Consider the following 24532-nt stretch of genomic DNA (forward strand, 5'->3'; position numbering starts at 1 on the left):
GGATGATGCTACACAGTTTGGAAATGCCTTGAAGCGTTTGAGCAGGTTTTTATGTTCTTGTTTAACAAACGTTCTATCAGCCAACGGTGGTTCTGGATTGGAATGGCTGGCGTATTCTTGGTTTCGCTTGCCCTGCGTTTTTGGGGGCTGGAACGATTTAATACTTTAGTGTTTGATGAAGTTTACTATGCGAAGTTTGCCAACAACTATTTAACCCGGACTCCCTTTTTTGATGGGCATCCCCCTTTGAGCAAGTACATCATCGCCGTGGGGATGTGGATAGGCGATCGCTTACCCTTCGGGAAAGATACGATGAACGGGCTGACGGGTTCTCTGCATTCGCCTTGGAGTTACCGTTGGCTAAATGCGCTGACTGGCTCATTTATTCCCTTAGTGCTAGGGGGAATTGCCTATCAACTCACTTATCGGCGCAGCTATGCGTTAATCGCTGCTATCTTTGCTGCCGCTGATGGTTTATTTCTGGTAGAGTCACGCTATGCCCTGAATAACGTTTATCTGGTTATTTTTGGACTGCTAGGGCAGTGGTTTTTCTTATTAAGTCTCGCGAATCAAGCGATGCGACGCTGGTTTTGGCTAGCGCTCGCCGGTATTTTTTTCGGGGCGTCCGTGGCTATCAAGTGGAATGGCTTGTGGTTTCTGTTAGGTGCCTACTTTATGTGGGGTTTTGCCTGGGCGCTGCAATGGGCGCAACAGGTATTCGATAAAAGGAGCAAAAAAACCGGAGAACCTGGGACTCAAGGATCGGAGGAGCAGAGGCGATTTTTTCCTGATTCCTCAGTCCTGACTCCTGATTCCTCAGTCCTAAATCCTAGCTCCTCAGTCCTAAATCCTAGCTCCTCAGCCCTGACTCTGACCCCGTTACAAAACCTGACCCAGCTAAATTTACTGCACATATTAGTGAATTTAGCAATCATCCCATTCCTTTTTTACGCCGTTATCTGGATTCCTCACATTCAACTCAACCCAGAATTTGGATTTTGGGAGGTGCAAAGGCAAATTCTGGCATACCATCAACGAGTGGGTGATGGGCCGAAAATTCATCCTTACTGCTCCAGATGGTATACCTGGCTGTTGATGCTGCGCCCGGTGGCGTACTTTTACCAAACGGCTCAAAATACGAATACGGCGGTACCCGCACTTCCGCCTTTACCGAAAGGGGTGGGTAACGTGATTTACGATGTCCACGCGATGGGAAATCCAGTGCTGTGGATTCTTTCAACGGCGGCAATTTTACTGCTGCTGTTTTTGCTAGCTCAATACTTCTTGACTGGGAAAGGGTGGAAATTTACTCCAAGCGTTTCAACTTGGATTGCCTTGTACTTGGTTCTAAACTGGTTGGCGAATGTGCTGCCTTGGGTGCGGGTAACTCGCTGCACGTTTTTGTACCATTACATGGGAGCGTCTGTGTTTGCGGGGTTGGCGCTTGCCTGGATTGTTGATAGGTGGCTGCAAAGTCCGGCGCGTGAATTAAGAGCGATCGCGCTGACAGTAATTTTTGCGATTTTGGCAGCTTTTGTGTTCTGGATGCCAATCTATTTAGGTTTGCCCTTATCTCCAAGGGATTATCAAATCTTGATACCGCGCTTCAATGTTCGGTCTGTGCCACCTTGGTTACGCCAGTGGATGCCGAATTGGATTTAGGAAAGTTTTGCGGGTTGAGGGTTGAGTGATGAGTTTTGAAAATTTCCTCATTTTCTCGCCATTAATCTCATCATTAAAAACTCAACCCTCAAAATTCAACTCCTGATAAATAAAGCGCGATAAACGGGTTCGCCGCGAGAAAGGGTACTGATTTCGCGCTCAGTTGGCACTGGCAGGGGATTCGTGTCTAACCAGTCATCGCCTCCCTGTCTTTGAAAGGCTGGGGAACAGGAGAAGCGATCGCGCATTTCCACTGCGATCGCCTCAACATCTGACTGAACAAAAACCACTCCTCCAGTAACCAGGTACTTTGCCAAAACTTCGAGCATTTCTGGCTGCACCACGCGGCGTTTGGCGTGTCGATTTTTAAACCACGGATCGGGAAATTGAATGGTGACGCGCTGCAAGGTGCCGACTGGCAAAGAACTCAAAATAGGATTTAATGAGTTATTGGCATTACAAAATAAGTAGTGAAGATTTTCTAATTGCGCCTGCTGTTTCCATTCATTGGCTTCTTCTACTAAGGTTTCTCGAATTTCCAAACCCAGATAATTCCAATCGGGTTCTACCGTCGCCATTTTCAATAAAAACCGCCCTTTAGCACACCCAATATCTAAATGCAGCGGCTTTGTCGGATCGACATAAATAGTCTGCCAGTCGGGAGGATTTACCGGCGTTTGATACTTGGCGGAAAGTGGATTAACGTGTTGGCGAACTCGGACGGGTGACAATATGAAACTCCTTTTTTGGATGTTAGCGATTTAGTAACTAATATCATTCAACACAAAGTTTTTCCCTCTCCCTAACTCTCTCCTACAAGGAGAAGAAACAGGCATATTTTAGCCTCCAGAGCGCATTTCGCTCCCTTTCCTGGTAGGGAAGGAGGTTGGGGGTTAGGTTTTGATGCGAACTTGGCGCACTAACTGCTTCGCGTGCGGAAGAGAATGTACCAAAGGTTATGATCGACGGGGATTGCTATTATCACATTCCCTCATCCATTTTTGCGTTGGCGCTATGAGTCTCAATTTTCGTTTTGCTGTCATCAGCGACTTACACATTGCACTTCCGGACACGATTACGGATCATCCCAGCCGTTTTCACATGGTAGAAGTCAGCATCCCAGCATTGGAGATTGTACTGAGACATCTGGAACAACTCAACTTAGATTTTCTGTTGATACCGGGAGACTTAACGCAGGATGGGGAACCAGAAAATCATGCTTGGCTGCAAAAACGCCTCTTGAAGCTCCCTTTCCCAGCCTACGTGGTACCGGGGAATCATGATGTACCCAGTTTACTCCCCACTGATAGCGCCATTGGACTCCAAGAGTTTCCCCGCTATTACGAACAGTTTGGCTACGAGCATCCGGAGCAACTGTATTACACGACTCAAATTCTACCCGGAGTGCGTTTAATTGGGCTGAATTCCAATAATTTTAGCGATCGCGGGAAACAGATAGGGCGTTTGGATGATGCTCAGTTGGCATGGCTGCAACAACATCTGAAAGAGATTAATGATGAGTTAGTGATGGTGATGGTGCATCACAACGTCGTCGAGCATCTACCCGGACAATCCACCCACCAGCTAGGGCGTCGGTATATGTTAGAGAATGCGCCAGTGCTGCTGCAAATGCTCCGCGAGGCGGGGGTAAATCTAATTTTTACAGGGCATTTGCATATTCAGGATATTGCTTGCGATCGCGGTGTTTACGAGATCACCACAGGTTCTCTGGTTAGCTATCCTCATCCCTACCGGATCTTGAACTTCCGCACCGATAACCAAGGCAAAAAATCCTTGCAGATTGAGTCGCATCGGGTGGAATCTGTCCCCCATTTCCCAACGCTGCCACAATTCTCACGAGATTGGATGGGCGATCGCTCGCTTCCCTTCATGCTCAAGTTGCTGACTGAGCCACCCTTAAATATCCCGATTACAGAGGCAGAGGGACTCGCCCCCAATTTACGCTATTTCTGGGCAGATGTTGCCAAGGGGGATGTTTTATTTGATTTCTCCCACTTCCCCCCAGTCGCAAAGCGCTATTTCGAGTCATTTGGCGCGATCGCTCCCGATGGCACCCCCGCCCTCATTGACAATTACACAACTTTATCTCTATAACCTAATTCATCAGCTCTTTGATCTATCTTTAGTAAGATGCTGTTCAATCTTTACCTTCAGTAAAGTGTCTCTAAAGTGCCATAGCATTGCTTAAGCTCATTCTCAGTCTAGATACAAGTCTCTAAATCCACGCTCTACATCGTGACCTTAGTAGTAGACCAACGAAACTGGATAGAAGAAAGTCGTCATAGCCATCGCGGAAGTGCCATGTTGTTTGCACCGATGGTGGAATTTAATGTGATGGCTGAAGTTGGAGATACTCCTCCTTAGTTAAGGCGGTTTAGAGGCGAAGCCAGACGAGTGGGCGATCGCAGTGAAAAGAAACTAAGCTAGTTTCCTAAAATTTTCAGGATTTTGGCAAGCATAGGTAAAAATTTTGCTTGCTCATAGTAACTATCTTTAAAGCCTATAGCTTAGGCTTCTAAGCTTCCTTGGGTTTGGAGGCATTGAAACCAACACGAGTAAGAGTCTGTTGTATCGAGCAGGTATTACTTTTGAAATGGCTGTAAGTTAACAACAACTCCAGCTTTTTTGGAGAATCTTGCCTCTAATCGTTGCCTTAGGTTGATGGCTTGAAGTCAAAGACAAGCTTGCTGAAGCTGTACTGATTTCGCTCAAGAGATAGTTACTCCTACAAATCATCAAATGTTAGTTTTCCTTAGGATGATTTTGGAGTGCATTTACCATGACTAACAACATAAGTGCTGAAAAATTTCAATCTTTATCACATTCCCGGTGGTCGCGGGTGAACGAATTCCTCTTAATTACCTTAATAGGAGGAATTCGGCGACCGTTGGGTACGATGCTGCGAAGACTACTCTACCCAACAATTTTAGGTCGGGTAGGTAAAGCTCTATACATTCAAAGTGGAGTTGAATTGTTGAATGCTTCTTCTATTGAAGTTGGAGACAATGTCAAAATTCTTCGAGACGTTCGCCTAAACGCTAGCGGCGAAAACAGTAAGATTTCTCTGGGAGATTTAGTATGCCTCGATCGAGGCGTTGATATTAATGTTACCGAACGAGGTAACTGCAATATTGTAATTGGGGAACGAACGCATATTTCTCCCTACACCTGTTTAGGTGGCCCAGGTCATATCAAAATTGGCAAATTCTGTTTAATCGCATCACACGTAGGAATTTATGCCAACAATCATAACTTTGCAGATCCTACAGTTTATATCTGGAAGCAAGGTATCACTTGCAAAGGAATTGTGATTGAAGATGACTGTTGGCTAGGCAGTGGAGTCAAAGTCCTCGATGGAGTCACCATTGGGAAGGGAAGCGTCATCGGCGCAGGCGCGGTTGTAACCAAAGATATTCCCCCTTACTCAGTTGCAGTTGGCGTTCCTGCTAGGGTTATTTCTCAGCGAAATAGCGTTTGCGAACGCGAAATAAAACAGGGAATTTTAGTTGCAGAATCTTAACAATTGAATAGAGAAGGCTATTTTAAATAGCCTTCCTGCTGCTGAGCAAAACTCAATTCCTGTTACAGATCGCTTGATATCTGTTATTACCCAAATCAGATTTGACAGAAACAGCAATGGACATTCAAAATTACCGTTATCCTTCCCAATGGAACCGTCAGAAAGAATCTTTATTCATTACATTTTTTGGGTGGTTCCCCTTATCAATCGGTTTAAAACTGCGAAACTTTTTTTACCGGAGTATTTTAGGACGCATAGGTACGTCTGTTTTGATTCAACCAGGTGTTGAGTTTATTCGCGCTTGTTGTATTGAAATTGGAGATAAAGTTAAAATTTTTCGGGGAACTCTCTTAGAAAGCGGCGACCAGAATAGTCGAATTTATCTTGAAGAGGAGGTGTCCCTAGGAAGAAATATTTATTTATATGCTGGTGATCAAAACAGTAAAATTTGTCTGAAAAAGCGGGTTAGGCTCGACCGTGGCGTTGATATCAAAGTTATGCCCGGAGGTTGTATTGAAATTGGAAACAATACATATGTTGGTCCATACACTTGTTTATCTGGCAGTCAAATCAAAGTTGGCAGAGACTGTTTAATTTCTTCGCATACCACCATTTATGCTAGCAATCATAACTTTGCCGATGCCACAAGTCCGATTGTCAGCCAAGGTGATACCTCCAAGGGAATTGTGATTGAAGATGATTGTTGGCTGGGAAGCAAAGTAACCGTCGTGGATGGAGTCACGATTGGTAAGGGTAGTGTCATCGGTGCAGGCGCAGTCGTAACTAAAGATATTCCTCCTTATTCGGTTGCTGTAGGTGTACCGGCTAAGGTTGTTTCCAAACGCAATGGTACGGCTGAGAATTTAGTAAAAGTTGGGGGTCTTAAACTTACCGATTCCAGCAACATTTAATCTAACTGTGCCGGAATTGTGAAACAAATAGTTTGGGAACTGGTAATCGGTAATTGTTTTTTCAGGAATTACCTGTTCCCCGTCTTGAGGTATAAAGTTTCCAAACTGTAATCAATTTATTTTTGGCGACAAATACCAAAGACTGAAGTGTATCCATGCAGGAAGGTACTTCCTCCTACAGGGCCAATTTCACCATTACAGAAGAAACCCGCCAGGGGGATGTCTTTTAGATAGCGACGAAATAGCTCGGAGTCAAAGTTAGGCTCCCCATAAAGCCCTTCTCCTCGCCCCAGGCAGGAGAACATCAAAGCACCGGCAGATGGAGAATCGTTAGGTGCCTGTTTTTGATAGCGCTGGAGGAGGAGTTCTAAGTCTTCTGCGGAGGTTAGGGCGTCTCGGAGGTGGAATTGGATGCGCTGACCGGGGCGGACGCGATCGCCAATTGCGATCGCCCCCACTCTAGGATCTACGCCCAGTAAATTGCGGATCAAAAAATCTCCCGGCTCCAGGTTTAACTTAAATTCATCCCTCACCAAGCCTACAAACAGCGAATGCTGTGCTAACTGTCGGTCTGCCTCGCTCAAATTCTCGATTAAATCCTGTAAGATTTCCAGAGGCGTCCCAGACTTTCCGACACAGTCATTCACCTCGGCACTATCCTCTTGGGGAGCCAGTTCCAAAAGAATATTCCGTTCTCCTTTCGTGATTCGATAAGGCTTCCCAATCGGGCGACAGCCCTGTGCCACAATTGTTTCCAGTACAATATTGCCACTTAAAGCGACGCCAACCGTTCCTTCGCGGTAGAGCTGGTAGTTACAAAATAAACCCGTGTTGTTACCCAAACTGCCAGTGCTAGCCAGTCCCCCCACTTTCACCGAGCCTGGATAAGCAAAATCCAGTCCTTGAAGTAAGTCATTAATCTTGGAAGAGAAAGGATCGGCTAACAAGATGAACTGGGGTTCATCAGCGGGTGATACGCCAATCAGGTCAACCCAATTATCCGGTGAGCTATCCAGGTCAGGCAGAGCATCACTAGAAATCTCAAATGCGCGAACATTGACTCCAGGAAGATGAGCCAAGCTAAGGCTTAATGCGGGTTCTTGTTCGACTTCTTCCACCTCGTCCTGCGAATTCATGCCAATAATGCCGCCGCCACCACAGCCAATCAGCGCTTTGATATTAAGTTGTTCTTGTAACAATGGCATCAGCCGTGAATATTCACTCGCATAGGCAGACGAGATGAACACCAGCCCCAAGTCAGCCGGTGCCTGCAACGCCAGAGTCGTACGTTCAACCACTTCTGCCACTGCCGCTTCTAAAGACGGACGGGTTGATAAGGCGTTCGTCCACTTGATCTGCTTAGCCATAGGGATTACACAAAAATGCGCTTTTGTAAGCCAATGCTCTTGGGCGGATTGGCAGGGTATCAAAGCCTTATCATTACCCTAACACTCGCAAGGCACAGGTTGTAGAGTCCCTTACTTCAACCCTAGGGGAGGAGTTGGCGAGTGGCAGTAGCGCCTTAACATTAGTTAATATGGTGAAGATAACCATAGATTAGCCGGTTAAGTGTATACTGGCACCTCGGTGAGTCAGAAACGACCAAATCTTAAAAGATAAAGATCGATCCTGTTCAGGTGCTGTCACTTGCTGATATGACAAAGAAAGAACGACTGAAAACTTAGAGTCAGCGAGCAGAACACCTGATTGGAGATTACCGATAACGGTCGAAATTCACCAGGTTTCCTGAATTAAAACAAGAAACGGGGACGAGAATTATGAGCAACATCCAAGACCAAATTGAACAAGAGCGCGAGCAAGCCCGGACTGTGTGCGATACAAAGGGCGCAGGTTCCGGTGAGTGTGCGGCTGCCTGGGATGCCGTTGAAGAATTGCAAGCAGAAGCATCCCATCAGCGGGAAACCAAGCCGAAGAATTCTCTGGAGCGGTATTGTGACGCTAATCCAGGAGCCGATGAGTGCCGGGTCTACGAAGAATAAACTTAATTGAGTGCTAAATGCCGCCAGTTCAAGCTGGTTTTCGCTGCACGAATTCACCGGATAAATTTCTGGCACTTACAAGCAACAAGAACCTGATTGAAGTCGTTCGAGTTGCTTGTTTTTTCGTTTTGCGTAGCTATCTATACCGATATTTGTTTTGATGCGACAGATGCGATCGCTCTGAAGCGGCTTCTCGCGTAAGCCAAAAAAGTAGCGGAGGGGTTTCCCTGCCCCTACTGAGCAATCGGGAAACGAATCTAAGCTGCCTGCCCCCACAAGTAAAAGAGAAGCAGTTTTGGAGCGGGAAAGTAAAGATAAGGGAAAGAGGTAAAATTTCCCTTTCCTCAAGTGTAGGGAGCTGTTACAGACAATTAGAGTAATGAGATTCGTTGAGTGGCAGTCGCACCTAGACAGTTAAAATGAGTGGGTAAAATTTCCCTTTCTGCCATACACAGCCAATGGACAATGACAACCTCTGGTTTCGACCGTTAGTTTGGATGGACTACCGGCTAGCGCTACTATTTACTGTTATCATTCCGCTGATTCTGCTGATCTGGGCTTTTATCCAGAAAGCGGATGCAATGGTGCGCTTGTTAATCATCTACTGGCGGGTTTCTAGTCTACTGGCGATTACAATTTACTTGATGATTGCTGGATGGCCTATTTCCTACGTGTCTTCTTTCTTTGCCCGCCTGTTGATTCCCATATCACTCTGGTTTTGGGTAGATATCAACGATGAAATTGACGATCAACCACTGCGTCCTCTAAAGCTAGTGCTAACAGCGTGGCGTTGGGCTGTCAGTGTTTATTTAACATTGGGCGCTTTAGCTTTCCTTCCTTTCCTGTCTTGTGCATTTTCCCCAGGAGCAATCCAGAAACCATTTTGTGGCGTTTGGTTAGAAGCACCTAGGATGTACAAACAGTATTTCCATCCCAGTTATACACCTCGATTTTTAGGCTTTTTGGCGATGGTGGGATTGGTGATTTATGTACTTTACTTGAGTTATTTTGTCTTGATCCGGCTGGGCAAAGAGGGACGCTCAGCAATGGAACAGTAAAAACAATTAAAAATTAAAAATTAAAAAATCAATATTTTTTAATTTTTAATTTTGGCTTTTTAATTGTTTGTCCTTAACCTTTTACACCCCGCATCAAATATGAGTAATACTGTTGGGCAGCGTCTAGAGCGATACACCGCCAAGCGCCCTCATGAAGTCCTGGTTGTCACGGCTGAAATTGCTGGTGAAGAAGACAAAATTGCCATCTTTAAAGGATATTCTAGTTCTTTGATGCGCCCAACAGCGTTCGATCCGGATGTGCCGGTGCTACCAGATAAGGCATCGATTATCTCTATTGATAGAATTCTTTCCCCTTACAATCCGGAAGCTCCCCATTATCTAGAGCAAGGATTAACTTGGGAGACAATCCAACCCTTGTTGTTAGAGGCGGGAGTTTAATCAACCAGTTAGTTTAGGTTTGCGAAAGCTAAGAAAGTAGGTAAGAAATAAACATTAGCGGCTTAGGTCAGACAAAATCTAATATTTATCTATTGTTAGATTAAATATTTTCAAGGGAAAACTATCATTGAGTATCCCACTGGAATTTCGACTATGCCATCTCCAGACGCTAGCTTTACCCCACACGAACGGGTCGTTGCTGCTAAGTCTGAGCCACAAAGCCAACTCAGACCCCCAGAACCTTCTCCAGACTGGGCAAACCGATTGCTCCATCGTCTCAGTATCCGAAAGAAAATTGGTTTTGGATATGCCCTAACTCTTGCTGTGGCGATTGTAGGAACCGCCATAGGACGTACGGTAGGAGATTATTACTATGAAGATCAATCTAGGGAGAATCTAGAGAGGGTACATAAGGAAACACTTCTTTTCAATGACTTGAGGTTTAACGTCCTAGAGGCACGAAACCACCAGCAACAATTTATTTCTTTAATATCGCAACCAGAGGTATTTAGGGAACACTATGCTCATTTCATTGAGCATAAAGCGGAGGTTGAGAATCGGCTATCTGAAATCAGAGCTTTAGCAGATAGGACTAATCGCCGGGATTTGAAGCAATTTCTTCAAAATAACCAGAATCCGGTAGAAAGTTACTTTCAGCAAGTAGAATTTCTCCTTAAAAAAATTAATGAGTTGAATTTAAAAACGCAGGATGTTTCAGCCGCACAGCAGGTACTGATCGCTTTTACGAATAATAAAGTAGCTACTGAGTTTGACAACTTTTCAGAAGACGTAGAAATCTTAATTACAAACGCTCACAAGGCAGAAGAAGAAGCCTATGAGGGTCTAGAAGAGGCAGAAAAGGTAGGAACCCAGGTTACGATCGCTGCCATGCTAGTGTCGAGTGCGATCGCAACCGCGATCGCCATTTATACCAGTCGCGCGATCGCTCATCCGATTGAAGCAGTTACTAAAGTAGTGACTCAAGCGAATGAGGAAGCTAATTTTGACCTGCAAGCTCCTGTCCTTACTCAAGATGAAGTTGGAGTATTAGCGATTTCCTTCAACACCCTCATTCAACGAGTTGCAAATTATACTCAAGAATTGGAGTTCGCTCGCCAGACTTTGGAACGACGGGTAGCAGAACGGACTGAAGAACTTGAGGGCAAAAATCAGCAGCTAGAAGTAGCTCGCGCTCATTTACAAGAACTGAATACTGAGTTAGTGTCTCAAGCTACCGAACTCAGCCACACTTTACACGATCTCCGGCAAACTCAAGCCCGTTTGATTCAAACGGAAAAAATGTCTAGCTTGGGTCAAATGGTAGCAGGAGTCGCCCATGAAATTAATAATCCAGTTAACTTTATCTACGGCAACTTGAGCCATGTCAGCGAGTACACGCAGGATTTACTCGCGCTGATCGATCTTTACCAGCAACATTATCCCAATAGCGCCCCAGAAATCCAAGCTCAAATTCAAGCATTTGACATAGATTTTGTCGCTGATGATTTGCCGAAAATACTCTCTTCGATGAAGATGGGAACTGAGCGCATCCGTCAAATCGTGCTGTCTTTGCGAAATTTCTCTCGCTTAGACGAAGCGGAAATGAAACCTGTTGATATTCATGAAGGAATTGACAGCACTTTATTGATTCTCAATCATCGACTTAAACGCGGCATTGAAGTAACTAAGCAATATGGAGAGTTGCCTTTAGTTGAGTGTTATCCAGCGCAACTTAACCAAGTATTTATGAATATCTTGAGCAATGGAATTGACGCCTTGCTTGAGCAAAGCCAGCAAACCAGCCCGCAGATTTTGATTCAGACGGAAATAGAAACAGAAAATCCCGGGTTTGTACGAGTGCGGATTAGAGATAACGGTCTCGGTATTCCCCGAGATATTCAAAACAAACTGTTCGATCCCTTCTTCACGACTAAGCCTGCGGGAAAAGGTACCGGGCTAGGACTGGCAATTTGCGCCCAAATTATGGAAAAGCATCAAGGCAAAATTGAGGTGAATTCGCAGCCGGGGAAGGGAACTGAGTTTGCACTGGTCTTGCCCAGCAAACATCCGAATGCGATCGCACTCAGCAGCCGCCTTGAGCTAGAGCAAGCCAACGGCAGACCCTAAGAGAGGTTTGGGTTATTCCGGAAGGTGCTATCCTCCACTGTAAGTGTGTTGTGTGTTGGAGTGGTTTAAAAATATGGTTTCATCCCCAAGCCGTCCTCAGCTCTCTAGTCCTGTGACTGAGGTAGAGCAACCAGGCATCCGGATTGGTAATAATCCTGCTTCCAGTTTCCTCGCGTTGCCAACGACTCCCCTGTTTGGCACCGATGGCATTCGCGGAAAAGCTGGAGAATTGCTGAGTGCATCCCTAGCCTTGCAAGTGGGCTTTTGGGCAGGTCAAGTGCTGCGGGCATCGGCAACCACCTCAGGGCCGGTGATTTTAGGGCAGGATTCTAGAAACTCCAGCGATATGCTAGCAATGGCGCTTGCCGCTGGTTTAACGTCAGCGGGACTGGAAGTGTGGAATCTAGGGCTATGCCCGACTCCCTGCGTGGCTCATCTCACCAGCGCCTCCCAAGCCGTAGGCGGGGTGATGATCTCTGCTAGCCACAATCCGCCAGAAGATAACGGAATCAAGTTTTTTGGATCGGATGGTACAAAGCTACCCCCCGCGTTGCAGCAGGACATTGAAGCGGCTTTAAGAGGAAGGGCGAATTTCGCCACGTTGAATGGTAGCTGGGGACAGCATTATCATCGACCGGAGTTAGTGACAAATTATCTGGACTTGCTGAAGCGATCGCTCGCACCAGGGATCGGGCTAAAAGGGTTGCGAGTCGTGCTGGATCTGGCTTGGGGCGCAGCGGTTCATCTAGCACCAGCGGTGTTTCAAGAGATGGGGGCAGAAGTCATCTGCTTGCACGATCGTCCCGACGGCGATCGCATCAATGTAAATTGCGGTTCGACTCACCTCAGCTCCCTCCAGTCAGCCGTCAAGCAGCACGGTGCCGACTTAGGCTTTGCTTTTGATGGAGATGCCGACCGAGTCATGGCAGTCGATGCCCAAGGTCGCGTCGTTGACGGCGACTATATCCTCTATTTTTGGGGCAATACCCTGAGGCAAGCTGGACAGTTGCCTGGAGATTTGATCGTGGCGACCGTTATGGCGAATTTGGGCTTTGAACGCGCCTGGAAACAGCTAGGCGGTTCTTTCGTGCGGACAGCCGTCGGCGATCAGTACGTACAGGCGGAAATGCTCCGGACTGGAGGAAAGCTGGGCGGCGAGCAATCGGGACACATCCTCTGCCACCATTACAGTCTCACTGGAGATGGCTTGCTGACCGCTTTACATATAGCGGCACTGGTGCATAGCACTGGGCAATCCCTCTCGGAACTGATCGATGGAAGCTTTCAGACTTATCCGCAGCTGCTGCGGAATGTGCGGGTGGAAGACCGTGAAAAGAGACGGCGTTGGCAAGAGTGCGACGCTGTGACAAATGCGATCGCTCAAGCGGAAGCAGCGATGGGAGACCAAGGAAGAATTTTAGTTCGCGCCTCTGGCACCGAACCCGTCATCCGAGTTATGGTGGAAGCCGCCAGTGCCGACTTAACAAATCACTGGACAGAACAGCTGGTTCTCGCCGTCGAACAACATCTGGCGTGATTTTGAGAAAGAGATGCGTGGATAGGTGGATGCGATCGCTAATCCACCTATCTCAAATCATGTATGCCAAAATCGATGGGTACCGGCAGCTCAAGCTCCCCCATGCCGAAATCAAAGCTAAAATCCAAAAAGTCCAAAAATTCAAAACAGCAATCTCAAACGCCAACTCTAAGTCTTAAGGAGCAGTTAGCCCAAAAGCGCAAGGCGCAGCAGGCGCGAAAAGAATTCACTCAATTTGCCTTTGCCAGCGTGGGGATTGCCGCCGTTCTTGCTATCTTCCTGTTTCTTGCCGCTGGACCAAAAGCCGCCTTAGCCTCTTTAGCAATTCCGGCTCTGGGATTTTCCTACAAATATCCCCGCAAAGCCCTATGGGCATTCCTCCTTTACCTACCGATTAATGGCACCGTCACCTACTGGATTGGCGGCGGGAATCCTGTATTCCAGCTGGCTAAAGATGGAATCTATATTCCCGCATTGATTGCTCTAGTAAAGGACTGCCAACGGAAAAAGCTCCCCATCCTAATTTCCAAAGATATCAAGCCAAGTTTGTATCTTGTGTTGGCCTTTTCAGGACTCACGCTGCTGTTTGTTAACGGCTTCCTGCAATTTTCCGGCGGTAGATCGGGACAACCCTTTTTGCAGGGCATTTTGGGCTTCAAAGTCTTTCTGGGGTATGTTCCCCTAGCTTTTTGTGGCTATTACCTAATCCGTACAAAAAAGGAATTGCTCTTCCTGACGCGAATGCATCTGGTTCTCGCCATCATCTGCTGTATCCTTGGCTTTATTCAGTACTCGATGCTGACCAGCGGTAAGTGTGCTGGCACCAGAGGACTGGTCGCGGATGCTTTGTTTAAGGCAACCCTGGAGGCCAAGTGTTTTGTCGGTGGTGCTTTGGTTTACAGCCCAGAAGTCGGGATGATTCGCTTACCAGGTACGTTTGTATCCCCCTGGCACTGGGCATGGTTCCTGATTTCCAACGCCTTTTTTACCTTTGCGACTGCCTTCTGTGACACCTCGTTTTTCTGGCGGATTGGCGGTTTGGTAGGTATGGCACTCGTCTTTGCCAATGCGGTGATCTCTGGTCAAAGAATTGCCCTGTCGCTGGTTCCCGTCGTCTTCGTACTGCTGCTGGTGCTTACAGGACAAGTAGCGAACCTCAAACGGTTTATCCCCGTTGGCGTCGGGCTAGGTGTAGTGTTGAGCATCGCCGCCGCCGCCAACCCAGCTTTAATTCAGGAGCGGGTCGATAGTTTTGTCAGCCGTTGGAATGCTTCACCCCCCCAAGCCTTTATCGTTGAGCAATTTAATTGGGCAATGAAGAAACAGGCGGGATTTTTGGGACGCGGTTTGGGAACCGCTACCAATTCCACCCGGATTTTTGGTGATACAGCACTGGTTGAAACTTACTACCCCAAGGTTCTATACGAAATTGGCCCGTTAGGCACGCTGGCGTTCTTAGTTTTCGTGACTTGCTTGACAGCGATTACTTTCAAAATTTACCGCTCGGTGAAAGACAAAAGTTTACACAGTTTTGGTGCCAGTTTTTGGGTTTTGGTTTTAGTACTGAGTTATAACACCTACTGGTATCCCTTGGATACAGAGGTGGCAATTTATTACTGGTTTTTTGCCGGTGTTATTTTTAAATTACCGGAAATAGATAAGCAGGAACAAGAGAAGCGATTGGCAGAGGAGGAAAATGATGAGGCTAAAACGAAGAAGAAAGGACGCCGCAAATCATCTGGAAGGCGTACTGTCGGCAAAACAAGCCCGGTACCTGCCACATAATTAAGGCAGCGATCGCTCAGTATTCAATTGCATTTCGGAGCAGTAAACCGTGAAGCCTTTGATTTCGGTAATTATCCCCACTTACGGACGTGAAGAACCTTTGCGAGACACGCTCAAAGATGTCTTGCTGCAAAACTACCCAGCCTTTGAAGTGCTGGTGGTCGATCAAACCGCCACGCACCAGCCAGAAACTCAAGCGTATCTTGAGGAGTTGGCAAACAGCGGTAAAATTCGCCTGTTTCGCGTAGATTGGGCAAGTTTACCGGGTGCCCGAAATTATGCGGTACGGCGGGCAGTTGGGGAAATTGTGTTATTTCTGGATGATGATGTTCAGCTAAAGCCTGGATATTTAGAGGCTCATGCTCGCAATTATTTAGAGCGCCCGGAAGTGGGTGCGGTGGCAGGGCGAGTATTTGACCGGATGAAGTTGGAAGATTCCGGGAATAAGTTGACGATTGAGGATTTGCCCCCAGAAGCAATGGACCCTGGAATTGCTTGGTACCACATTGACTTAGTGCATACCGTGAAGCCGCAGCGCGTTCTCACTGCCAGAGGCTGCAATATGTCTTTCCGACGAGAAATCTTTACGAAGCACGGACTGCATTTTGATGAGCGGTTTCGAGGGAGTGCGGTGCGCGAAGAGTCAGATTTTTGCCTAAGGTTGCGGCAGACAGGGTATCAGATTTGGTATGACCCTGATGCTGATTTAGTTCACCTAGGAGAAGAAACTGGCGGCTGTCACGATATTAGTACGCGATCGCTCCAGTACCAACTTACCTTCTATCACAACCACTTCCTGCTGGGACTTAAAAACCTTACCCCAAGTCAATGCCTGCGATTCTTCGCTAAGCTTTTTGACTGTCACGTACTGGGGCATCCTCCATGCAACAAAAGCGGCTCCCCGTTAAAAATTTTGACTCGCTTTGTCTCCTACACTTTAGGCTTTTTCAACGCACTTGGTACAGTTATCCAGTCAAGTTGGGAAGACGGTCAAGTTTATACTCGTCAAGATGGAATTTCAACGTAAAGAACGCAAAGTAAACGCAAAGAAAAATTTTCTCTGCGAACCTTTTTGGCGCTCCTTTGCGTTAAAAAAAGATTTTCGCTACTAGGAGTTGCGCGATGAGGATTTTGGTTGCCAGTCACACTTATATCGTTGACCTCAACTGCGAGAAACTAAGGGCGTTAGCTCAACTGGAACCCGGAATTGAAGTAACTGTCGTTGTGCCGCGCCAGTGGCAGCCTGGGGGTGTCCAAAATAAGACGATTGAAACTCAGCTGCGTCAAGAAGGCTCTTTTCAAATCGTGCCAGTTTCTAATTTCAGCCAGAACAACCAGGGAATGCTTACCTTTGGGGCTGACTTGATTTCATTGTTGCGCCAGTTTCGACCCCAGATTATTCAAGTGGAACAGGGTTCAAAAGCTTTAGGGTATGCTCAGCTGATTACGCTCAATCGACTGTTGGGGCTGAAGGCAAAAAATGTGTTTTTTACCTGGTGGAACTTACCCTACGAACTAAAATTTCCGGTTTCCTTGCTAGAAGCTTATAACCTACGACACACTCACGGACTGATTGCTGGAAATCAAGATGGTGTGGATATATTGCGGCAGCGTGGCTACGACGGCCCTAGCAAGGTGATGCCGCAGCTGGGTGTAGATGAGAGATTGTTCTCACCAACACCGCAGCCAGAATTGGCAGCAAAACTGGGGATTCAACCGGATGAATTTGTAGTCGGGTTTGTGGGGCGGTTTGTGGAAGAAAAAGGTCTGCTGACGCTGTTGCAAGCGTTGAAAGGCTTGCAGTCACGCCCCTGGAAATTGCTTTTACTCGGTCGCGGCCCCTTGCAATCGGTACTACTAGAACAAGCCGCTGAGGCGGGGATTAAAGATAAATTGATTTTGGTGGAAAGCGTTCCTCATGACGCAGTTCCCTGCTATATCAACCTGATGAATACGCTAGTGTTACCTTCAGAAACAACTTATAAGTTTAAAACTTTGACTGCCGCTGGTTGGAAGGAACAGTTTGGTCATGTGCTGATTGAAGCGATGGCTTGCCAAGTTCCTGTAATTGGTTCTGATTCCGGGGAAATTCCGCACGTCATTGGAGATGCGGGGTTAATCTTTCCAGAGAAAGATGTAGCAGCTTTGCAAAATTGCCTGCGGCAATTAATGGAACAACCAGATTTAGCCCAGAAGTTGGGTAAGCTGGGTTATGAACGAGCGATCGCGCAATATACAAATACTGCATTAGCTAAGCAGCAATTAGATTTTTATAAACAGTTAGTCAGTTGTCAGTAGTGCTTACAACTGACAACTGACAGCTGACAAACAAAATGAAAATTTTACAAATTGTCCCTTCAATTTCTTTAGTTTATGGGGGTCCCAGTCAGATGGTTCTGGGGCTATCAGAGGCACTGGCGTCTGAAGGGGTAGAGGTGACGGTACTAACAACAAATAGCAACGGTGATGTCGGTCAGCCACCCTTGGATGTGCCTCTCGACCGTCCGGTGGAACAAAACGGCTATCAAGTGCGTTATTTCCCCTGTTCCCCGTTCCGACGCTATAAGTTTTCCCTAGATTTGTTGCGCTGGTTAGCAGGACACGCGGCTGAATTTGATTTAGCTCATATTCATGCTTTATTTTCGCCTGTAACCACAGCAGCGGCGACGGTGGCGAGATCGCGTCATTTACCCTATTTAATGCGTCCTCTGGGGACGCTAGACCCCGCAGACTTACGCAAGAAGAAGAGAATCAAGCAGATTTATGCGGCGTTGCTGGAACGTCCCAATTTAGCAGGCGCGGCGGGAATTCACTTCACCAGCCCCCAAGAAGCTAAGATTTCCGAACGCTTCGGAACTTCAACGCCGGACGTGGTGATTCCCTTGGGCGTAAAGCAGCCAGCAATCCTCCCGAAAGGTCAAGCTAGAAGGAAATTAGGCATTCCGGAGACTCAGCCTTTGCTGCTGTTTATGTCTCGGATTGACCCGAAAAAAGGGCTAAATTTACTGATTCCAGCCTTGGAAAAACTTTTAGAAGAGGGTGCTGATTTTCACTTTGTGCTGGCAGGTGGAAATCCGCAAGATCCAGCTTATGAGAACAAAATTCGAGAACAGTTGCAAGCGTCACCTTTACGCGATCGCACCACTATAACCGGATTTGTAACTGGTGAGTCGAAAACTGCTTTGCTACAAGATGCCGATTTATTCGTCCTCCCTTCTTACTACGAAAACTTTGGCATTGCTGTAGCCGAGGCGATGTGTAACGGAACCCCAGTGGTAATTTCTGACCAAGTTTATATCTGGGAGGAAATTCAACAAGCGGAAGCTGGCTGGGTTTGCACCTGTGATGTGGATAGTTTAACTAAACAATTGCGCGATTCACTTGTTGATGCTTCGGAACGACAGCGACGGGGAATCAATGCCCAAGAGTACGCTTTGAAAAATTACAGTTGGAAAGCGATCGCTCAAACAACCATTAAAGCTTACAAACAAATTCTTACAAGCAAAAGTAGTAGCGCGTCCAGTCTAATTTAGTGGGCTTACTCAGACCTAAAAAGCTTGAAATGTAAGTTTTCAGACATTTGTTTAACCAAGCATTCTAGCCTAGACGCGCTACTACTAATAAGCGGCGTGACCTAATGCCAAACCAGCAACAAGCATTCCTAGAACTAGGAAAGGTTGAGCGCTTGCCTGATATTTCACATCATTTTTCAAGGGATCGCGCAGAAAATACATATCTTGAAAAGTGATTTGGGGGATGATGAGTAATATCAAGATTGCCGCATAAAGATTTTGGTGGATGCTAATTAAATACGCGGCAATTCCAGCTTGAAAGATATCGATCATCAGCACGCATATCCATGCAGCCGTACTAACGCCAAACATCACCGGAAGCGATTGTAGACCGAGTTGGCGATCGCCTTCAACACTCTTGAAGTCATTCACTACGGCAATTCCTAACCCCGCCAAACTGTAGAACAGCGTCAGAAGCATAATCGTAGGGTTTAACTCCCCAAACAGCGCGTGACCTGTCCACCAAGGGAGAGCAATGTAACTCGCACCAAGGGCGTAATTGCCCAGCCAGCCATTTTTCTTCAGCTTCAGCGGTGGCGCAGAGTAAATATAGGCGAGAAACGTACCGCCCAAGGCAATGCAGGTGATGGTAGGAAAATTATGTCCCGCCCATTTATCTAAAACGTAGGAAAGTCCTAATCCTGCAAATAACAGTACGAAAATTTGCGTCACCACTTGGGGAACAGAAATGGCACCAGAGGGAATCGGACGGTAGGGTTCGTTAATCGCGTCGATATCGCGATCGTAAAAGTCATTTAAAGTTTGGGTATACCCAACTAAAATAGGTCCCGACAGCAGCATACAAGTAGCGGCTTTCAGGACATTTTCCAACGTCCAAGTGTATTCACCCGAAGAAGCCGCACCGCAGACAACGCCCCAAATCAAGGGAATCCAGGTAATCGGCTTCATCAACTGCAAGCGAATTTTCCAGATAGAAGTCTCGCCAGGAGCCGCACCTTTCATGCCCAGCAGTTGCCGAGTTTTCGCACTCCGCTCAGATGGGTTGTTATCGGTTGTTTGTTGTTTGTCGGTTGTCATTTGCTAATGGGTAATAGGTAATAGGTAATGGGTAACGGGTAATGGTCATTATCAAGTACCCATTACCCATTACCAATTCTCAATGACCAATTAGAACGAAATCGCCAAGTAACTATTTTGAAATTTAGCGCCTTTGACGGGTTGACCGCTCAACTGGGGGGGTAAGGAGATATTGCGCCGCTGATCTCCGGCTTCGATAGTAACTTCAGGGCCGTATTGGGTGAGTTTTACCTGCTTTTTATCAAAACCAGGCAAGAATAGACGTACCTGACGAGCTGGAATGTCAATCTCGATAGGTTTGGGCAGCCCCGATACTTGACGCAAATCCGGGAGGGCGTCGATTAGCGGTTGCCAGTCACCCGGTGGTGAGCTGGGAAGGGAGCTGACTGCAAGAGGGGTAAAGTTTGCCGAAATGGCTTCTGTGTCCGACTCTTGGTTAAGCAGAACGCCTCCCACGGTCAATCCGACTTGTTGGGCACTGCCCCAAAAATACTGGGCAGTCGCAACAGCAGTTGGCGCACTCGTCGTCACCAAATAGGCAGCAACGCGGTTAGGATCAGCAACGGCTGCTCTCCCTCGCTCCAGCAGATTGTTCACCTCATTGGTGGGCTGTTGGGCAAAGTTATCCCCACTCCATGACACATTGAGAACAGCGCTGCTAATGGGTTGAATGAACGGCGAAACAGTTCTCCACAGATCGGAATCTTCCACGACTTTTCGGAACCGGCGAATATACCAGCTGAGTATCTCTGGCATCCCCAGCATCCGTAGGGTAGTCTGGTCGCCGCTGCCGTCGTAGATGATTACGTCATACTTGCCACTGGCTTCGTACTCGCGGATGGCGTTGAGAGCCAGGGCGCTGTCCATCCCTGGCAGAACGCCCAACTCCTGACCGTAGACATTTTTCAGCAGAGGCGTCCGTAGATACTGCGCTTCCAGTTTTTTGACTTCTTCCCAGCTGCGTTCGAGTAGCACGGCAGACTGGAACTGGACTACCTGTAAGTTTTGCTCCAGTTCCTGGGGGTCAACGCTAGGGGACGCCCCTAGGAGCAATCCGAGAGTGGGGCCGGGGTCTTGTCCGGCAAGTAGCACTCGCGCTCCCTTGCTTGCCAGTTGTTTGGCGGCTGCGATCGCGACTGTGGTGCGACCCGTGCCGCCTTTGCCCAAAAACGTTAAAATCAGGGCCATCTGTTCTTATTGTGCGGGTTTCAGTTCATCTTCAAAAAACCAAGTGGTCGAGTTGTCGTCAAATTGCACGACGACCCCAACGCCACTACCATCCGTCATTTTGTAGCCTTTGATGGTGCCGACTTTCCCCAGTTTATTAACAACGGCGGGAGAAACCCTGTCTCTGAGGCGGTATACTTTAACTTTTTGACCGATCTCCATTACTGCTCCGATGCAAATGAACCATTCCGAATCATTCCACAGTTTAGGGCAAAACCTCGGAGAAACTACATACCAGCTCAGGAACAACGCTTGATTAAGTACAGTCACTGCTTCAACAGGAACGACTGTCGGTAGTTGCGGCAGTAACGCATCTGTGTTGTACAATTCTTGGTTAAATTGACTTACACCTATAGCGGCTTTTGGATATGACCCTTTCCCTCAAAGCTAACCCAACTTTGTTGCAAGTGCAGCGTTACTGGGAGTTGCTATACGTATTGGTAGGACGAAATTTGAAGGTGCGCTATCGTGGTTCATTTTTGGGAGTGTATTGGTCGTTGTTGAATCCGTTAATGATGACGGGGTTGTATGGGGCAATTTTTGGTAAAGCGTTTGCGTCTTATTATGGTAACTCGATTATCAATTATGTGTTGGCAGCGTTTACGGGTTTAGTCGTGATCAACTTTTTCTCTTCTGCAACTGCCCAAGCATTAAGCAGCGTAGTAGGGAATGGAGCATTGTTAAATAAGATTTGTCTGCCTGTAAGTGTTTTTCCCGTGTCAATGGTTGCGGCAAATGTCTTTCAATTCGCAGTTGGAGTTTTCCCGCTGTTGGCGACTGTAGCTTTGTTAACTTCCAGTAGTTTATTGAATGTAGTCGCCTTATTATTACCCTGTTTGGCTTTGGCTTTAGTATGTACAGGGGTTGGTTTTTTGGTTAGCGCATTATATGTATTTTTTCGAGATTTGCCTTATTTCTATGAATTCGTTGTATTTGTATCTTGGATTAGTAGTCCTATATTTTATCCAGCAGCGATTGTGCCAGACCAAGTAAAGCCTTTTTTGGGTCTAAATCCTTTGTCGCCAATTATTGAAAGCATTCGCCAGATTGTCTTGTCAGGCTCTGTACCTGATTTAAGCTTGATTTGGGGAGCTTTGTTAAGTGGCGTCATACTTTTGGCTATAGGATGGATATGTTTTCAAAGTTGGCGTTCGCAGTTTATGGATTTGTTGTAAATGGAAGTAATTCGCCTGGATCGGGTTTCACTGTGGAGACGGACGCAGGAGGAGTTTTCTTATGATTTGAAGAAGACAGTACTGTCTTTCTTAGAGGGAAAATACCGTCAGCCTGCTAAAAAATTAGTGTTAAGTGAAATTGATTTGGTAGTAGAGCCTGGTGAAAAGATCGGTATTATTGGAGCCAATGGAGCGGGAAAATCAACGCTCTTGAAGGTTGTTTGTGGGATTTTACAACCAACAAGTGGCTCTGTAAGGGTGCGAGGACAAATTGCACCGTTAATTGAGCTGGGGGCAGGGTTTGATCCAGAGATATCAGTTATGGATAATATAGCTCTTTACGGAGTGCTACTGGGATTTTCAAGAGCAGAAATGGCGGAAAGATCCCAGTCAATTTTAGATTTTGCAGAGTTGCACGAGTATGCGCTGGTGCCGGTAAAGGCGTTGTCTTCGGGAATGGTTGCACGGTTAGGATTTTCTATTGCGACAGACAGGCAGCCGGATATTTTAATCTTGGATGAGGTGCTATCTGTAGGAGATGAGAGTTTTAAGAATAAGTGCAAGCAGCGGATTGAAAAGTTTTGGCATGCTAATGCAACGATTATAGTTGTATCACATGACCTAAATTTTGTTAGACAATCTTGTAAAAAAGTGATTTGGTTAGATAAGGGGAAGATAAGATTGGCAGGGGATGCGGGTAAAATTGTGGGTGATTATCTTTCATGTGTACGGTAGAACTTAGAGGTAGGAAAGCATTAGAGCGGTTTTTAGAAGTTATTTAATTAAAATCTAAGCTGATTCTTAAAGTTTTAATATTTTGATTAAACTTTAACTCAATTTAGAAGGTATTGTAGCCCAGAAGCAAGGTTTATGTGCCAGCTCCATGAAATCATCATTGAGCCTAAATTTTCACTAAAGCCATAAAAGTTAACCTAACTAAGAGATGGTATTGCAATCTTGGAAAAACTTTATTACTATATAAATGAACTAATAGGTGTTTAGAATTCTGCAATGTGTTATTCGCAAAACTAAGATTCATGTATATTTATTCAATGAAACTATCCAATTAAAATTATTTAGGAAGTGATGGGTAATTACTCAACTCAAATTAATATCCACGAGAAAAATATTGCCTATCGAGAAAAACATTGCCTAAAAAAAGTTGAATGAAGAGAAGCAGAGGTTAGGGATTCAAAACCATGAGATTGTGAATCATCATTAAATCTAAGTTAAGCAACGAAACCAGAAAAAATCATTAACCTTATTGCTCAAACATAGCATAATTTTTTAAAGAAAATTAAATTTATTTATCGGCAAAAATAGGTAAAAACAAGGAAACCCATGAACATGAACAAGTTAAAAGAAATAATTAAAAGCCGTTTAAAAGCTGTTTTGGAAGTTCACAACTTAAAAGAACACATATCAAAATTGAGCGTTCAGCAGGAGTGTTTGCAAGCAGTTGTATCAAATTTAAGTAAACAAAACTCAGCGCTTGAAGAAAAATTAAATTTTTACGAAAACCATATAAATAGCAGAAAAATTTTGAGTTTAGCGGCTTACTTTCAAGAAGAGTTAAGAAAACTAGATTGCAAAAATACTGAAAAAAAATATATATTTATTACTGCTAGGTATAGAACTGGCTCAACTTACCTTTATTCACTATTTGCCAGTATTCAAAATACCAACTCTTTTCTGGAGCCACTACATCCTCATTTACTAGAAACCGAAGCAAGGGAGGATAAATGGCATAAGCAACAGCGAGAGTTACTGTCGCATACGATTTCAAACAACTATTTTGAGGAATACAAGGCATTAGATCGCTCAATTTTAAGTTTGCTTCATAAAAAAGATTTCAGCACTAAAAACATTATCATGACTTCTGAAGATATTTTTAATGAGCTGAAAGAATATCTCTTATTTCTTATTTCGAGTAATATTGAGCAACTAAATGTGTTTCAGTTTAATAGAGTTGACTTTAGGTTAGGGTGGTTAAAAGCAAATTTCCCTAATGCTCTAATCCTAAACTTAAGGCGTAACCCTAGAGATATTTTTGCTTCTTACTGTAAGGTTAGCCAGAAAGCTAACTTACCAGAAGGTAGTGGATTCGACTGCCTTTTTGGCGATCGGGATCAAATAAATGCAATATCCCGACGTTTAAGACCCCAGTTGGCTATACAGGAGTTAAATGAATACGAAAAAATTTATATTCTGAATCGGCTTAGTAATTTATGGTCTGATTCTCTTGCAGATATGATTATTGATTATGAAGAATTAGTAGCTGCTCCTTATAAAATTTTAGAGAAAATAACTGCCAAAATTGCAGGTGTTACTTTAAAAATAGAAGATAAGAAAATAATAAAGCCTAAAAATAATACATTTGGTCTATGGAAAGAATATAATACAGATTCTTGGTTTAAACAGAGTGAGTTGAAATGTGAGCGCCTTATAGAAAAAATCATTGCTTGAAAATTTGGTTTATAACGTTAACATAGTATCCATA

Annotated in this window: 22 protein-coding genes; 17 read left to right on the top strand and 5 right to left on the bottom strand. The window is 45.6% G+C overall.

The window, feature by feature from the left end; all coding sequences use genetic code 11:
• Window positions 1-51: 51 nt before the first annotated feature.
• On the top strand, window positions 52-1662 hold the full coding sequence (locus NC994_RS12905) for a phospholipid carrier-dependent glycosyltransferase (protein WP_190433563.1): 1611 nt from the start codon (window positions 52-54) through the stop codon (window positions 1660-1662).
• A 95-nt stretch (window positions 1663-1757) separates the two neighbouring features.
• Here NC994_RS12905 and trmB read toward each other — a convergent pair whose 3' ends face one another.
• Complete coding sequence (trmB, locus tag NC994_RS12910) at window positions 1758-2393, bottom strand: tRNA (guanosine(46)-N7)-methyltransferase TrmB (RefSeq protein WP_190433565.1); 636 nt, start codon at window positions 2391-2393, stop codon at window positions 1758-1760.
• A 283-nt stretch (window positions 2394-2676) separates the two neighbouring features.
• Here trmB and NC994_RS12915 point away from each other — a divergent pair, with 283 nt between their 5' ends.
• The 4 genes from NC994_RS12915 (at window position 2677) to NC994_RS12930 (ending at window position 6114) form a co-directional block, all read left to right on the top strand.
• Window positions 2677-3777: a metallophosphoesterase gene (locus tag NC994_RS12915; RefSeq protein WP_190433567.1), complete on the top strand. Its 1101-nt coding sequence runs from the start codon at window positions 2677-2679 to the stop codon at window positions 3775-3777.
• Window positions 3778-3918: 141 nt separating this feature from the next.
• Window positions 3919-4047, top strand: coding sequence for a hypothetical protein (locus tag NC994_RS12920; protein WP_277877460.1), 129 nt, complete (start codon window positions 3919-3921; stop codon window positions 4045-4047).
• A 415-nt stretch (window positions 4048-4462) separates the two neighbouring features.
• Window positions 4463-5203: an acyltransferase gene (locus NC994_RS12925; RefSeq protein ID WP_190433568.1), complete on the top strand. Its 741-nt coding sequence runs from the start codon at window positions 4463-4465 to the stop codon at window positions 5201-5203.
• Between the two features lie 101 nt (window positions 5204-5304).
• Complete coding sequence (locus NC994_RS12930; RefSeq protein ID WP_206753514.1) at window positions 5305-6114, top strand: acyltransferase; 810 nt, start codon at window positions 5305-5307, stop codon at window positions 6112-6114.
• A gap of 116 nt (window positions 6115-6230) precedes the next feature.
• Here the strand turns inward: NC994_RS12930 and NC994_RS12935 are convergent, their stop codons facing one another.
• Window positions 6231-7481 carry an FIST N-terminal domain-containing protein gene (locus tag NC994_RS12935; protein WP_190433572.1) on the bottom strand — a complete coding sequence of 417 codons (1251 nt, stop codon included), beginning with the start codon at window positions 7479-7481 and terminating at the stop codon, window positions 6231-6233.
• Between the two features lie 411 nt (window positions 7482-7892).
• Between NC994_RS12935 and NC994_RS12940 the strand changes: the two genes are divergently transcribed.
• From NC994_RS12940 to hpsP, 9 genes are all read left to right on the top strand, one after another.
• Window positions 7893-8114 carry a Calvin cycle protein CP12 gene (locus tag NC994_RS12940; protein ID WP_190410417.1) on the top strand — a complete coding sequence of 74 codons (222 nt, stop codon included), beginning with the start codon at window positions 7893-7895 and terminating at the stop codon, window positions 8112-8114.
• Between the two features lie 458 nt (window positions 8115-8572).
• On the top strand, window positions 8573-9172 hold the full coding sequence (locus NC994_RS12945; protein WP_190433574.1) for a DUF3177 family protein: 600 nt from the start codon (window positions 8573-8575) through the stop codon (window positions 9170-9172).
• Window positions 9173-9271: 99 nt separating this feature from the next.
• Window positions 9272-9571: a hypothetical protein gene (locus tag NC994_RS12950; protein ID WP_190433576.1), complete on the top strand. Its 300-nt coding sequence runs from the start codon at window positions 9272-9274 to the stop codon at window positions 9569-9571.
• Between the two features lie 153 nt (window positions 9572-9724).
• Window positions 9725-11698: an ATP-binding protein gene (locus NC994_RS12955; protein ID WP_190433578.1), complete on the top strand. Its 1974-nt coding sequence runs from the start codon at window positions 9725-9727 to the stop codon at window positions 11696-11698.
• Window positions 11699-11771: 73 nt separating this feature from the next.
• Entirely contained in the window at window positions 11772-13235 is a 1464-nt protein-coding gene (gene glmM / locus NC994_RS12960) for a phosphoglucosamine mutase (protein ID WP_190410413.1), read from the top strand.
• Between the two features lie 102 nt (window positions 13236-13337).
• Window positions 13338-15020, top strand: a complete 1683-nt coding sequence (hpsL, locus tag NC994_RS12965; protein WP_190433580.1) for a hormogonium polysaccharide biosynthesis protein HpsL — start codon at window positions 13338-13340, stop codon at window positions 15018-15020.
• A 49-nt stretch (window positions 15021-15069) separates the two neighbouring features.
• Window positions 15070-16047: a hormogonium polysaccharide biosynthesis glycosyltransferase HpsN gene (gene hpsN, locus NC994_RS12970; RefSeq protein WP_190433582.1), complete on the top strand. Its 978-nt coding sequence runs from the start codon at window positions 15070-15072 to the stop codon at window positions 16045-16047.
• A 95-nt stretch (window positions 16048-16142) separates the two neighbouring features.
• Window positions 16143-17318 carry a hormogonium polysaccharide biosynthesis glycosyltransferase HpsO gene (gene hpsO / locus NC994_RS12975; protein ID WP_190433584.1) on the top strand — a complete coding sequence of 392 codons (1176 nt, stop codon included), beginning with the start codon at window positions 16143-16145 and terminating at the stop codon, window positions 17316-17318.
• 35 nt (window positions 17319-17353) lie between these two features.
• A complete protein-coding gene (gene hpsP, locus NC994_RS12980) occupies window positions 17354-18553 on the top strand; it encodes a hormogonium polysaccharide biosynthesis glycosyltransferase HpsP (protein ID WP_190433587.1) in 1200 nt (399 codons plus the stop codon).
• Window positions 18554-18637: 84 nt separating this feature from the next.
• On the opposite strand, the gene chlG is transcribed toward hpsP, so the two are convergent.
• The 3 genes from chlG to NC994_RS12995 all read right to left on the bottom strand — a co-directional run bounded on the left by chlG (window position 18638) and on the right by NC994_RS12995 (window position 21019).
• Window positions 18638-19630: a chlorophyll synthase ChlG gene (chlG, locus tag NC994_RS12985; protein WP_190433588.1), complete on the bottom strand. Its 993-nt coding sequence runs from the start codon at window positions 19628-19630 to the stop codon at window positions 18638-18640.
• A 90-nt stretch (window positions 19631-19720) separates the two neighbouring features.
• Window positions 19721-20818, bottom strand: a complete 1098-nt coding sequence (locus tag NC994_RS12990; RefSeq protein ID WP_190410407.1) for an ArsA family ATPase — start codon at window positions 20816-20818, stop codon at window positions 19721-19723.
• 6 nt (window positions 20819-20824) lie between these two features.
• A complete protein-coding gene (locus NC994_RS12995; protein ID WP_190410406.1) occupies window positions 20825-21019 on the bottom strand; it encodes a DUF2862 domain-containing protein in 195 nt (64 codons plus the stop codon).
• A 206-nt stretch (window positions 21020-21225) separates the two neighbouring features.
• Here NC994_RS12995 and NC994_RS13000 point away from each other — a divergent pair, with 206 nt between their 5' ends.
• From NC994_RS13000 to NC994_RS13010, 3 genes are all read left to right on the top strand, one after another.
• Window positions 21226-22032, top strand: a complete 807-nt coding sequence (locus NC994_RS13000) for an ABC transporter permease (RefSeq protein ID WP_190433590.1) — start codon at window positions 21226-21228, stop codon at window positions 22030-22032.
• The gene (locus NC994_RS13005; RefSeq protein WP_190433592.1) at window positions 22033-22767 is read left to right on the top strand and encodes an ABC transporter ATP-binding protein; all 735 of its coding nucleotides are present in this window, start codon (window positions 22033-22035) and stop codon (window positions 22765-22767) included.
• Window positions 22768-23379: 612 nt separating this feature from the next.
• A complete protein-coding gene (locus tag NC994_RS13010) occupies window positions 23380-24498 on the top strand; it encodes a sulfotransferase (protein WP_190433594.1) in 1119 nt (372 codons plus the stop codon).
• Window positions 24499-24532: the final 34 nt, after the last annotated feature.

This window comes from Trichocoleus sp. AS-A1 (assembly GCF_039962015.1).
GTDB lineage: Bacteria > Cyanobacteriota > Cyanobacteriia > Cyanobacteriales > FACHB-T130 > FACHB-T130.